General features: G+C 59.6%; 11 protein-coding genes. 4 read left to right on the forward strand and 7 right to left on the reverse strand.

All coding sequences use genetic code 11. From position 1 onward, the window contains the following. Positions 1-42: 42 nt before the first annotated feature. Complete coding sequence (locus BOP93_RS10045) at positions 43-1,617, forward strand: histidine kinase famiy protein (protein WP_205885797.1); 1,575 nt, start codon at positions 43-45, stop codon at positions 1,615-1,617. Positions 1,618-2,253: 636 nt separating this feature from the next. Here BOP93_RS10045 and cyoE read toward each other — a convergent pair. The 5 genes from cyoE to cyoA are packed head-to-tail and all read right to left on the reverse strand — an operon-like array spanning position 2,254 to position 6,971. Then, positions 2,254-3,156 carry a heme o synthase gene (cyoE, locus tag BOP93_RS10055; protein ID WP_104502474.1) on the reverse strand — a complete coding sequence of 301 codons (903 nt, stop codon included), beginning with the start codon at positions 3,154-3,156 and terminating at the stop codon, positions 2,254-2,256. Next, the gene (gene cyoD / locus BOP93_RS10060; protein ID WP_104502475.1) at positions 3,114-3,452 is read right to left on the reverse strand and encodes a cytochrome o ubiquinol oxidase subunit IV; all 339 of its coding nucleotides are present in this window, start codon (positions 3,450-3,452) and stop codon (positions 3,114-3,116) included. The genes cyoE and cyoD overlap by 43 nt, the downstream gene beginning before the upstream one ends. A gap of 1 nt (position 3,453) precedes the next feature. Beyond that, the gene (locus tag BOP93_RS10065) at positions 3,454-4,068 is read right to left on the reverse strand and encodes a cytochrome o ubiquinol oxidase subunit III (protein ID WP_104502476.1); all 615 of its coding nucleotides are present in this window, start codon (positions 4,066-4,068) and stop codon (positions 3,454-3,456) included. Positions 4,069-4,071: 3 nt separating this feature from the next. Continuing rightward, positions 4,072-6,045, reverse strand: a complete 1,974-nt coding sequence (cyoB, locus tag BOP93_RS10070) for a cytochrome o ubiquinol oxidase subunit I (protein ID WP_104502477.1) — start codon at positions 6,043-6,045, stop codon at positions 4,072-4,074. 2 nt (positions 6,046-6,047) lie between these two features. Further along, entirely contained in the window at positions 6,048-6,971 is a 924-nt protein-coding gene (gene cyoA / locus BOP93_RS10075; RefSeq protein ID WP_104502478.1) for a ubiquinol oxidase subunit II, read from the reverse strand. A gap of 422 nt (positions 6,972-7,393) precedes the next feature. Between cyoA and BOP93_RS10080 the strand changes: the two genes are divergently transcribed. Together BOP93_RS10080 and BOP93_RS10085 are read left to right on the forward strand one after the other, a co-directional pair. After that, positions 7,394-7,708, forward strand: a complete 315-nt coding sequence (locus BOP93_RS10080; protein ID WP_104502479.1) for a hypothetical protein — start codon at positions 7,394-7,396, stop codon at positions 7,706-7,708. 132 nt (positions 7,709-7,840) lie between these two features. Then, complete coding sequence (locus BOP93_RS10085) at positions 7,841-9,172, forward strand: APC family permease (protein WP_237140408.1); 1,332 nt, start codon at positions 7,841-7,843, stop codon at positions 9,170-9,172. A 756-nt stretch (positions 9,173-9,928) separates the two neighbouring features. Here the strand turns inward: BOP93_RS10085 and BOP93_RS10090 are convergent. Together BOP93_RS10090 and BOP93_RS10095 are read right to left on the reverse strand one after the other, a co-directional pair. Further along, a complete protein-coding gene (locus BOP93_RS10090) occupies positions 9,929-11,098 on the reverse strand; it encodes a zinc-dependent alcohol dehydrogenase (RefSeq protein WP_104502480.1) in 1,170 nt (389 codons plus the stop codon). Continuing rightward, positions 11,098-11,931 carry an SRPBCC family protein gene (locus tag BOP93_RS10095; protein WP_104502481.1) on the reverse strand — a complete coding sequence of 278 codons (834 nt, stop codon included), beginning with the start codon at positions 11,929-11,931 and terminating at the stop codon, positions 11,098-11,100. Before BOP93_RS10095 ends, BOP93_RS10090 begins: the two co-directional genes overlap by 1 nt. Positions 11,932-12,491: 560 nt before the next feature. On the opposite strand from BOP93_RS10095, the gene BOP93_RS10100 reads away from it, so the two are divergent. Then, positions 12,492-12,761, forward strand: a complete 270-nt coding sequence (locus BOP93_RS10100; protein WP_104502482.1) for a DUF6555 family protein — start codon at positions 12,492-12,494, stop codon at positions 12,759-12,761. Positions 12,762-13,171: the final 410 nt, after the last annotated feature.

The following is a 13,171-nucleotide window of genomic DNA, read 5'->3' on the forward strand; positions in this document are numbered from 1 at the left end:
TCACGGTCCATGGAACACGCGCCACTTATCTGGAGGTGAACCTTGGCTACTAAGAAAACGCCCGTGGTCGACACTGTCGGGTCGGCGGTGCTTTCTTCCAACCGCAAGGATCCGTTCTTCGCCGCCATGCAAGCCAGCCGCAGCGCGATGATCGTGACTGACCCTACCCAGCCCGATAATCCGATCGTGTTCGCCAACCCGGCGTTCCTGAGCCTTACCGGGTTTGAGCACGACGAGGTGATCGGACGCAATTGCAGGTTCCTGCAAGGGCCTCAGACCGACAAGAACACCCTGCAGCAGGTGCAACGTGCACTTGAGCAACGCCATGAGGTATGTGTCGAGGTCCTTAATTATCGCAAGGACGGCTCGACCTTCTGGAATGAACTGTTCCTCTCCCCGCTGTTCAACGAGCATGGCCAACTGGTGTACTTTTTCGCTTCCCAACTGGACGTGAGCCGGCGTCACGATGCGGAACAGCGCGTGCGCCGCGCCCAGGACCTGGAGGCGCTGGGGCAACTGACCGGTGGCATTGCCCATGACTTCAATAACCTGTTGCAGGTGATGGTCGGGTATCTGGAGCTGATCCAGCAGAGCGCCAAGCGCCCCAGTTGCGACCCGCAGCGCATTTTCAACAGTGCCGGGCGTGCCCGGGCGGCGGCGGAAAAAGCGCAAACGCTGACTCAACAATTGCTCGCTTTCTCGCGCAAGCAGCGGCTCGACAGCCGGGTGATCAACCTCAACACCTTGTTGAATCGTCCCGACTTCGTGTCCGTGCCGCAGGGCGTCGACCTGCACGTGGAACTCGCCGAGGATCTGTGGAACTGCCGCATCGACCCTGCCCAGGCTGAGCTGGCGGTGCGGCACCTGCTATCGAATGCCCTGGACGCATTGCGAGAGCGTAGCGATCCCACTGTGACGGTCAAAACCCTCAATATCCAGGTGCCGGGCGAGGCCAGTGCTGAACGCGATGGCCTGGCCGAGGGGCGCTACGTCAGCATCTCGGTGTCTGATAATGGTCATGGCATCGCTGCGGATATCCAGGAAAAGGTCATGCAACCGTTCTTCACCACCAAAGAAGAAGGCCAGGGCTCGGGCCTGGGGCTGTCAATGGTGTATGGCTTCGTCAAGCAATCGGGCGGTACGGCACGTATCCATTCATACCCTGGCATCGGCACCACCCTGCGCCTGTACTTTCCAGCCGATGACAGCCAGCTCTGGGTCGAGCAGACAACCGTCGCAACCTCGCTGCAGGGCCACGAACATATCCTTATTGTGGAGGACCGGCCCGAGGTGGCCGAGCTGGTGCAAGAAATCCTGTCCGACTACGGTTACCAGACCGGCATCGCGCACTACGCTGTCGAGGCCTTGAGCATGCTCAAGAGCGCCACGTACGACCTGGTGTTCAGTGACTTGATCATGCCGGGCGCGATGAACGGAGCGGCACTCGCCCGTGAGGTATCGCGCTTGTATCCACGTATCAAGGTCTTGCTCACGACCGGCTACGCGAAAGATGCATTGGAGCGTACGGACATATCGGTGGATGAGTTCGAGCTGATTCAAAAGCCTTATCAATCCGCCAACCTGGCCCGAAAAATCCGCGCGGTGCTCGATGCCTGACCTGCAACAACTCAAAATGTGGGAGGGGGCAAGCCCTAATGCCGGTCATTTAAGCGGACGAAATGCTTAAAGCAACGAAGATCAAATGTGGGAGTGGGCTCGCCCCCGATGGCGGCCTCTCAACCGACGGGTATCCATCTGACACACCTCGGTCCAAATGTGGGAGGGGCGGTGCGACGATTCGACTTGCCCCGATGGGCCTCTGGGCCGACCAGGATGCTGGATCAGATCGCGTACATATCCGTTTCTGCGGTAACGGCTACTTAGGGGTCCGCTTTTACAGCGGCTCACTTTTGAAAAGCGCAAAAGTAAGCAAAACGCTCTTGCCCCACCACTCGGCACCTCGCTTGGGCTCGGTGTGCCCGAACGCAGGCTTGAATCCGTGGGCCGCCGCCACGCGCCATCCATGGCGCGGGGCGGCTAACCCGGCGTCCTGCCGGGTTGCCCACGGATTCAAGCCTGCGTTCGGCCAGCGTGGTTTAACGGGGCGCCTGAGATCAAAAGCAGATCAAGATCAAGATCAAGAGCGGCTCGCTTCGCATCGTGGTTACGGTTGAGCGCTACAGAGTTGTGTAGATACCTATGTTTCGTTCGCTTAACTGACAGGCATTAGAGCAAGCCCCCTCCCACAGGTCATCAGGCCTGGCCCATTACTGTCAGCGAAAGGTTGAGTGCCAGCACCAGCAGAATCGAGAAACCGAATACCTTGCGCGCCCAGCCTGGCGAATCGGTCAGGCGGGTGGCGCTGGCCGCGAGTGTTATCCAGTAACCGCAGAGTCCGAGCATCAGCGCAAAATACACGGCATGCATCTGCGCAACCACGCCCAGCACCAGGCTGCTGGCAAGGAATGCCAGGATGTACGCCTGTATCTGCCGGTACGCCTCGGGCAGACTCAAAAGCGGCAGGCGTGCCGCGCGAAAATCCTCGCGACGCATCACCGTGATAGCGTGGGAATGAGGCATCTGCCAGCAGCAGAACACCACAATTAGCAGCACCGCCGTGGCGTCGAACCTGCCGGTGACCGCGCAATAGCCGATCACCGGCGGCATCGCTCCGGAAAGGCTGCCGATCAGGGTTGCCCAGTGGGAGCGGCGCTTGAGCCAGCAGGTATAGACGCCTGCGTAGATCACCAGCCCAACCATGGCCAGGAAGCAGGCCAGCAGATTGCTGCCTGCCCACAGCAGACCGAAGCCGGCCACGCCCAGGGCGATGGCATAGCTTGCGGCGGTGGGCACGGTGATGGTTCGCAGTGCCAGCGCGCGGTGACAGGTGCGCACCATGCGCCGATCGATATCGCGGTCGACGCAATTATTGATGACACAGCCGCACCCGATCAGCAGGGCGGTACCCAGCAGGGTCGCCAGCAAGTGCGCAGGCTCTGCCAGGTGGCCGCGACCTGCGAGGAAGTAGCCGCCCAGTACCGACGCGAGGTTGCCGAAAATAATCCCCGGCTTGGTCAGTTGGATCCCGGCATTGAACAGTCCCAGCCAGTGTTTCAGTGCGCCAGCATGTTGTGATGAATACTGTCCATGATCCACAGCGAGAGTCCTACCAGCAAAAGGATGATGACCGCCGAGAAAATCAGCGCAATCAGGTTCCAACGTTGTTCCTCGGCGGTATCCAGATGCAGGAAGAACTTGAGATGGACCACGATTTGTATCGCGCCCAATGCCACCACCAGCCAGGCGGTAGTGACACGTGGCAATGACGGGAACATCACCAGGCCGAACGGGATCAGGGTCAGCAGCACCGACACCAGGAAGCCGACCAGGTAGGAGCGGCTGCTGCCATGGCTGGTACCCGCGCTGCTGTGAATCGAACTTTGCTTGTACATGTCACACCACCCCCAACAGATAGACCACGGTAAAGACGCAGATCCACACCACGTCCAGGAAGTGCCAGAACAGGCTCAGGCAACTGAGGCGGGTGGCGTTGGTGGTGGTCAGGCCTTTCTGCCGAACCTGCACCATCAGCACCGCCATCCAGATCAACCCCGTCAGTACGTGCGCGCCATGGGTGCCCACCAGGGTGAAAAAAGCGGTGAGGAACGCGCTGCGGTCCGGCCCGTAACCTTCTACGATCAAATGGTGGAACTCGTTGATTTCCATGGCGATAAAGCCCGCGCCGAGCACGAACGTGAGCCCCAGCCAGCGCAGCACCTGGCTTTGCTGGCCACGGTTCATCGCCAGCATGGCGTAGCCGTAGGTGATGCTGCTCAACAGCAGCAGCATGGTTTCACCCAGCACATAGGGCAGCTCGAAAATGTCCACGCTCGAAGGACCGCCCGCCACGCTGTCGCGCAACACCGCGTAGCCGGCGAACAAGGTCGCGAACAGGATGCAGTCGGTCATCAGGTAGATCCAGAACCCGAACAGGCTCAGGGAACCGGCGTCTTCATGCCCTTGTTCGTGGGTGTGGGCGATGTCTTTTTCGATCACGATATTGGACATGGATCAAGCCTCTTCCAGGTCTTTGAGACGTGCCGTTTCAATGCGCGCGACTTCCTGCGCGGGCACGAAGTAATCGGTGTCTTCGTCGTAGCTGCGCACCACGAACGCCACCACCGAGGCCACCAGCCCGAACGCCGCCAGCCACCAGATATGCCAGACCAGGGCAAAGCTGCAGATCAGCGCGAACAGGGTGATCACCAGGCCCGAGGCGGTGTTGCGCGGCATGTGGATGGCGCGGTAGTCGGTGTGGCTCAGGGTGCTCACACCGCGCTCCTTCATGCCCCAATAGGCGTCCAGGTCGTTGACCTTGGGTTGCTCGGCGAAGTTGTACAGCGGCGGCGGCGAGGAGGTGGCCCACTCCAGGGTGCGCCCGTCCCACGGGTCGCCCGTGAGGTCGCGATACTGGTGACGGTTGCGGATGCTGACGAACAGTTGCAGGGCCTGGGCCGCAACGCCGCAAAGAATGACGCCTACGCCGACCAGCTCCACCAACAGCCAGGGCCGCCATTGCGGATTGTCGAAATGGTTGAGGCGCCGGGTCATGCCCATGAAGCCCAGCACGTAGGACGGCATGAACGCGAGGTAGAAGCCGACCAGCCAGCACCAGAAGGCAATGCGCCCCAGCTTGTCGTTCAAGCGGAAACCAAAGGCCTTGGGGAACCAGTAGGTGAGGCCGGCCATATAGCCGAACACCGCGCCGCCGATGATCACGTTGTGAAAGTGCGCGATCAGAAACAGGCTGTTGTGCAGCAGGAAGTCAGCCCCCGGCACGGCCAGCAATACCCCGGTCATGCCGCCGATGCTGAAGGTCACGATAAAGCCCAGGGTCCACAGCATCGGGGTTTCGAAGCGCACCCGGCCACGGTACATGGTGAACAGCCAGGTAAAGATTTTCACCCCGGTCGGCACTGCAATGATCATCGTCATGATGCCGAAGAACGCATTGACGTTGCCGCCTGCGCCCATGGTGAAGAAATGGTGCAGCCACACAATGAATGACAACACGGTGATCGCAATCGTCGCCCACACCAGCGACACGTAGCCGAACAGCCGCTTGCTGCTGAACGTGGCGGCAATCTCGGAAAACACCCCGAACGCCGGCAGGATCAGGATGTACACCTCCGGATGCCCCCAGGCCCAGATGAGGTTGACGTACATCATCGGGTTGCCGCCGGCTTCGTTGGTGAAGAAATGCATGCCCAGGTAACGGTCCAGGCTCAGCATCAGCAGGGTGGCGGTGAGAATCGGAAACGATGCGAGGATCAGCACCGAGGTGCACAGCGCATTCCAGGTGAACACCGGCATCTTGAACAGAGTCATGCCCTCGGTGCGCATCTTCAAAATCGTGACGAAGAAATTCACCCCCGTCAAAAGCGTGCCGATGCCGGATATTTGCAGTGACCAGATGTAGTAGTCCACGCCGACCCCGGGGCTGTAGCCCAGTTCGGATAACGGCGGATAGGCGACCCAACCGGTGCGCGCAAATTCACCGATCCCCAGCGAGACGTTGACCAGCGCGGCACCGGCCACGAACAGCCAGAAGCTCAGCGCGTTGAGAAACGGGTAGGCCACGTCGCGTGCGCCGATCTGCAACGGCACCACAACGTTCATCAAGCCGACCACGAAGGGCATGGCCACGAAAAAGATCATGATCACGCCATGGGCGGTGAAGATCTGGTCGTAGTGTTCCGGCGGGAGGTAGCCCGGCCCGCCGCTGGCGGCCATGGCTTGCTGGGTACGCATCATGATGGCGTCGGAAAATCCGCGCAGCAGCATCACCAGCGCGACGATGATGTACATGCAGCCGATTTTCTTGTGGTCCACCGAGGTAAACCACTCGCGCCACAAATAGCCCCATTTGCGTTTCCAGGTGATCGTGCCCACCATCGCCACGCCGATCAGCCCGATGAAGGCCAGCGTGTACATCACAATGGGTTCAGTGGTTGGAATCGCATCCCATGACAGTTTTCCGAACATTGTTATCGCTCCTCGGCCAGCAGACTGGGGTGTTGATCGGCGCGTTTTTGCGCGCTGCTCACTGGCGCGCGCCTGGTTTTATTGGCCTTGTTCATGCCTTCGTATTTATCGACGATGTCCAGGAACAGCCGCTCCTGCACCGCCGAGTAATAGGTCACCGGGTGCTTGATGGTGGGCTTGGCCAATTGCGCGTAGCTCGTGTGGTCAAGGGGTTTGGAGGCGCCTTTGACCTTGGTCACCCAGGTTTGAAAGTCGGTGGGGCTCAGCGATAGCGCGGCGAAATGCATATCGGAAAAACCGGGGCCGTTGTAGTTGGCGGCAATGCCCCGGAACTCGCCGGTCTCGTTGGCGATCAGGTGCAGCTTGGTCTGCATGCCGGCCATGGCGTAGATCTGCCCGCCCAGTGCCGGGATGAAAAATGACGTCATGGCCGCGTCGGAGGTGATGGTGAAACTCACCGGCGTGTGCACCGGCAGGGCCAGTTCGTTGACGCTGGCGATACCCAGGTCGGGGTAGATGAACAGCCACTTCCAGTCGGTGGCCACGACCTGCACGTTGATCGGCGGCGTGTCCGAGTCGAGCGGGCGATAGGGGTCAAGGGCGTGGGTGGTTTCCCACGTCACCCAGCCCAGGGCGATGATGATCAGCAACGGAACGCCCCACACCACTGCTTCGATTTTGTGGGAGCTGGCCCAGCGCGGCGAGTAACGCGCGTTCTTGTTGGTCGCACGGTAGCGGTAGGCGAATACGAACATCAGCACGATCACCGGCACCACCACCAACAACATCAGGCCGGTGGCGAGGATAATCAGGTCGCGTTCATCGGTTGCAACCTGTCCCTTGGGATTGAACACCACCAAGTTGCAGCCGGTTAACAAGAAGAGGCTGGCCAGAGATGCCAGGCAATAAGCAATCGTTCGTTTCATGCCTTGCTCCTGTATTGAAAACTTCCGTTGTTACAGTGCCGAAGCCGCCGCGCCTGTGCGCGAAAAAAGTTGCTTGAGCGAAACGCTGCCGTTGTGCTTGTTGATACTTGGCACACTTAATTGTTTAACGCCCGGCAATACGTCGCCGTCAGTCGATAAAACGCATCGACTGCTCGGTTTCGCTGGCTTTTGCCGCCGCTCTACAGGGCGCGTTTCACCGCGCTCCCGAACAATTTGAATGAGCCACCGGGGGTTGGTTTAACAAAATGTTACTTCGCCTGACGAACGGTTTAACAAGCGAAACGCTAATAGGGTTCTTATAGGCGCATGATTGAAATCGTCTTGGAAAAAAGACGTAATCCCTGCTAAAGAGTTCATGTATTAGTTGAGGAACCACCCACTAACGGTCTTGGAGAACAGCTATGTTCATTCGTGGCAATACCTATAAGGCCTGGGCCGAAAAGGCGCTGGAAGAAGAGTGCTTTACCCAGGAAGTCGAAAATGGCTGTCATATCGAAGTCAGGGCCCGGGAGCGGGAGGACGCCGATATTGAAGTGTTGGTCAGCGTGTACACCGCCACAGGTCAATGTGTGGTCGAGCGCACCAGGCAGTTGCCTGGCGCCGAATGGACCGTGCACGACGCGCTCAAGCGCGGCATTGATCAAGCGGAACGGATTGCCGGCGGGGAATCGGGTCGATTGCCCTGCGCTGACGCACACTTGCCCGATGACGATTGACGGGGTGCCTGTGCCGGTTTGCAGCGGAAAACGGAACTTTGGTGACGCGGGCATTTTCCATTGCAAATAGCCTTCGCGTCAGCCGGCCCGTGCCGACTGATCGCAGATAACAATCCGCCGCCAGAGCCGCCCATGTCCGAATCCAGTTTGAGCCAAGCCGAACCCTCCAAGCCGTCCTTGCGCCGTGCCGTAACCGGCCCGATGTTGTTCCTGTTTATCCTGGGCGACGTGCTCGGCGCAGGCGTCTATGCGCTGGCCGGCACCATTGCCGGCCAGGTGGGCGGGGCGATCTGGGTGCCGCTGCTGGTGGCGTTGTTCTTCGCCATGCTCACCGCCGGCTCGTACGCCGAATTGGTGACCAAGTACCCGCATGCGGGCGCCGCTTCGGTGTTCGCCGAGAAGGCATTCAAGTCACCACTGATCTCATTCCTGGTGGGCTTTTGCATGCTTGCCGCCGCCGTCACCAGCGCCGCCGGGTTATCCCTGGCGTTTGCCGGCGACTACCTGGCCGCGTTCATCGATGTCTCTCCCCATGTGGCGGCGCTGGTTTTTCTGCTGGTGATTGCTCTGTTGAATGCGCGCGGGATCAAGGAGTCCCTGGGCGCCAATATGGTGATGACCTGCGTGGAGCTGTCCGGGCTGCTGTTGGTGGTGGTCGCCGCGGCCTGGTGTTTCCAGTCCGGCGAAGCCAACCTGGAGCGGGCGTTCGAATTCAAACCTGGCATCAACCCGATGCTCGCCGTGCTCGGCGCCGCATTGCTGGCGTTCTATTCGTTCGTCGGTTTCGAAACGTCGGCCAATCTGGCGGAAGAAATCCGTGGGGTACGCAAGGTCTATCCGCGCGCGCTGTTCGCCGCGTTGATCGTGGCGGGCATCGTGTATATGGCGGTCGGTGTCGCTGCCTCCGTGGTGCTGCCGATGGACAAACTGACCGCCACTTCGGCACCGCTGCTCGAAGTGGTGCGCGCCTCGGGCCTGAATATTCCCCCGCAACTGTTTGCCTTCATCGCCTTGGTGGCGGTCGCCAACGGTGCGCTGCTGACGATGGTCATGGCCAGCCGCCTGACCTACGGCATGGCGCGCATGGGCCTGCTGCCGGAGCCGTTGTCACGCGTGTTGCCCAAGCGCCGTACGCCCTGGGTGGCGATCATTGCCAGCACGGCCGTGGCCATTGCCTTGACCCTGACCGGCACGCTGGCGGCCTTGGCCGAGACAGTGGTTTTGTTGCTGCTGTTTGTGTTTCTCAGTACCAACCTGGCGGTACTGGTATTGCGTCGTGACAGGATCGAGGAGAAGCATTTTCGTGTGCCGAGCTGGGTGCCGGTGCTGGCGATTGTTTCGTGTCTGATTCTGCTTAGCCAGCAGAGCCTGGATACCTGGCTGCGGGGTGGGGCGCTGATTGTGCTGGGCATGGTGTTGTATGGGTGCAATCGGTTGGTGGCGCCGGCGGTGCAGGCGGGGTGAGGTTGATGGGGCTGATCGAGTACATATCCGTTATTTAGGTTGTGGCTGCTGGCGGTTCCGCTCTTACAGCGGGTCACTTTTGGAAGGACCCAAAAGTAACCAAAAGGTCCTCGCCCCACCACTCGGCACCTCGCTAGTGCTCGGTGTGCCCGAACGCAGGCTTGAATCCGTGGGCCGCCGCAATGGGCCATCCCTGGCCCAGTGCGGCTAACCCGGCGTCCTGCCGGGTTACCCACGAATTCAAGCCTGCGTTCGGCCAGCGTGGTTAACGGGGCGTCTAAGATCAAAAGCAGATCAAAAGCAAAAGCGCGGCGGCCTTATAGCCGACCGTACCTTGTGTCGATCCGGGTCGAATGTGGGAGGGGGCTTGCCCCCGATGACGGTGTGTCAGCCACTGATGCACTCACTGACTCCCCTCATTGGGGCAAGCCCCAGCGTATCCACGATGCGAAGCGAGCGCTCTCGCTTTTGATCTTGCTTTGGATCTTGGGCGCCCCGTTAAACCACGCTGGCCGTAATCCGATATTGATTTGGGGGGTAAACCGGCAGGACGCCGGTTTAGCCGCCCCGCGCCATGGATGGCGCGTGGCGGCGGCCCCCCGAATCAATGTCGGATTACGGGCACACCGAGCATTAGCGAGGTGCCGAGTGGTGGGGCAAGAGCCTTTTGGTTACTTTTGGGCTTTTCAAAAGTGACCCGCTGTAAGAGCGGAACCGCCAGCAGCCACCACCTAAATAACGGATATGTACCCTACATCAGGGCCTGAACACCACCCGCATACACTCATCCGATTTCTCCTTGAACAACTGATACCCCTGCGCCCCGTCCTCAAGGCTCATCGGATGGGTCAGCAAATAAGCAGGGTCCAACTCACCCCTCTGAATATGCTCAAACAGGGTCGTCGCATACCGCTGACCCGGCTGCTGCCCGGATTTCAACGTCAGGGCCTTGTTGACGATCGCGCCCATGGGAAACTTGTCGAGCACCCCACCATAGACACCCACCACCGATACCGTCCCGCCTTTGCGGCAGGCGCGGATGGCCTGCCTGAGTACAGTGCCGCGTTCGGTGTGCAACCTGAGCAGTTGCTTGGCCTTGTCATAGGCGTAATCGATTTCGGTGCCATGGGCCTCCATCCCCACGCAATCGATGCAGCGGTCCGGCCCACGTCCGCCGGTCAGTTCCAACAAGGCCTCATGCACATTGGTTTTCTCGTAATTGAGCGGTATCGCCTTGCCGCGCTCTTCGGCCAGGCGCAGCCGGTCGGGGTAGCGGTCGATGGCGATCACCCGTTCCGCGCCCAGAAGGTACGCGCTGCAAATGGCCATCTGGCCCACGCCGCCGCAACCCCACACCGCCACGGTATCGCCGGGCTGGATACCGGCATTGTCCGCGGCGAAGTAACCGGTGGGGGCTGCATCCGAAACAAAAAGCGCCTGCTCGTCGCTGACGCCCTCGGGCACCTTGAACAGGTTGACGTCGGCAAACGGCACCCGCACGTAGGTCGCATGGCTGCCAGGGTAGCCACCGAAGGCGTGGCTGTAGCCGAGGATGCCGCAGCAAGGCTGGCCGTACATCAGGTCCGTCGCCGACGGATTGGGGTTGGAGTTGTCGCAACAGGAAAAATCGCTGCGCTGGCACGGTTCGCAGTTGCCGCAGCCGATAATCGAAATGGTCACCACCTTGTCACCCTGGCGCAGGTCGGTGATGCCCTTGCCGACCTCGACCACTTCGCCCATGAATTCGTGGCCGATGATATCGCCAGGCTTCATGGCCGGTACGTAGCCGCCGAGCAGGTGCAGGTCGGAACCGCACACGGAGGACAGCGTCACGCGAATGATCGCGTCACGCGGGTTGAGGATCGTCGGGTCGGGTACATTGTCGACCTGCAACAGGTTCGGAGCTTGCCAGGTGAGTGCGCGCATCAGTGAGGTCCCCCTTCAATGGCGACGCCGGTTTTGACGGCCGGGTGATCGGTGGTCACCTGGTCATCGGCGGCGTGTACGTAAAAAAAGTCGTCATCCTGTTCCGGTCTGAGGCGGTTGTTGCTGACCTCGCCGGTTTCCAGTTGCTGTTTCACGGCCTGCAGTGCATTGAGCAAGGCCTTGTCGCTGAACAGGCTGATCGCCCGCGCCGGGCCATAGCCCAATTTGCCCATGGCCGGCTTGCACACCACTACCGCTTTGACCTGCGTGCCACGGCCAGCGGGAGCAGGGGTGAGCGAGACGGTAATGTCGTGCGCCCAGCGCGCATTGCCCGGGGTTTTCCAATGCAACACCGAGGGTTCCTGGGATTGGGTCTGGATCAAGGTGCACTGCACGCGCTTGCCGGCGGGAGCGCGCAGCGTCCAGAGCGTGGTGTCCGGTGCAAGCTGTTCGACACTGTCGACCCAGCGCAGCAGCGGGCCGATCTGCTCGGGCCGGGCGAGGAAGGCAGACACCTCCTCAAGCGGGCGCGCAATCGTGATGCTGCGTGTGATCGCCTCGCTGATCGGCCAGTGATGTTCGCGACTGAACTGTTGTTCGAAGGGCGTTGGCGTCAGCGCTTGCTTGAGCGAGCAGTGGCCGGCGTAACCGCGAAATACGGCGTAGGCGCCTGCCGCGCTGTGCAATGCGCCGCCCAGTCCGCCTTTGCGCCAGCCTTGCAGCAGCAGGGCAGCGCCGGCCGTCAACGACAGCGCGCGTTCAGCCTTGGTCAGCGTGCCGCGTCGGTGGGTGTCTTGAGGGGTGTGGTTGGCTATCAGGGGTTGCTCAGGCATTTTCCAGTCCTCCTAAGGGTGTGTTTTCGGTAGAAAATCCTGCGCCGTTTGAGGTTCCGGTGCATTTCACGATGGGGGGATGAAAGGTATCAAGGCGGGTATTGATCATCGCTGTCGCAGGTCGGGGATTCCTTCAGAAGCCCCCGGGGTGGCATGCGCCGACGTGCGAAATCGTCCCACCGCTCGGGCTCACGCTGTGCACCGCAGCGCATGCACACATAGACAGTCGGGTCCAAACCCAAGTAATAACCCTTGCGTATATAAGGATGCGCGCATGTCTCTGGCCGAGCGCGTTGGCCAGTCCGAACAGAGCGTCTAGCCATAATAAGTTGCCATGAAAAAAAGCCCGCACTAAGTACGGGCAAGACAGGAGTTTTTACCAAGAGCCTGGAGTGAACAGACTCACAATTGAGAAACAAATAAAGGGGTAGCGGTTTATTTTTTTTACCGACTGCCGACGAATGGTCGTGTGCTGCTGAAAACGCAAAATCTTTCATCTGGATGAGAAAAATTCTGAACCTTCATTCTGCTCAAACAACAAAAAATCAGAAGGAGCAGTTATGAAAAATTCTTTATATATCATTGAATACGACTACCACAAAACGCCAAAGTCTTTCATTATAAGGGCAGAGGTGATGAATAATGCGGAAGCCTGGCATTGGGCATGTTGCGATGCGGGAATCGGCGTCATTCCGAGGTCGCGCAATGAAAGAATCAAGCGAATAAGCAAGCCCCTTGCCGAGCGTTACGGGCTTGAAAATGTGAGATGGCGGCCGTCCGGCAATGTTCCATTTATTGCACAACCCTATGTGCCGCCACCCCCCGAGTGACAGCATCGTTAGTTGCAGAAACGCATTCGAAGACTTGTTTAAAACCTACTGTTTCCCACGCCGCTCCTGAAGTGTGTATAACTTCAGGACGCTGCGTTGAAGTGCCTCTTTCATCAGCTCGGCTGAATACGTGTGTCTGCATGCCGGGCAGAGCATTTCTGACGCGCTCGACACCAGATAGGCAGGCTCCTGCGAGGTCGGTTCATAGGGCTGTTTGCATCGAACGCAACGACAGTCCGCTGGTGAGTCTGGCACATCGGTTCCTCCTTGAATGGAATGCAACCATTCATGATTGGACGGATGTTTTCAACCAATAGATGCACGAATTTCAAACAAGCGCTTAGTTGATATTTTAATGCCAGTATTCCATTCCGCAGCGAAGTGCATTGGAGTTTCCCATTCATAACGGG

The sequence above is a fragment of the Pseudomonas orientalis genome, assembly GCF_002934065.1.
GTDB classification, from domain to species: domain Bacteria; phylum Pseudomonadota; class Gammaproteobacteria; order Pseudomonadales; family Pseudomonadaceae; genus Aquipseudomonas; species Aquipseudomonas orientalis_A.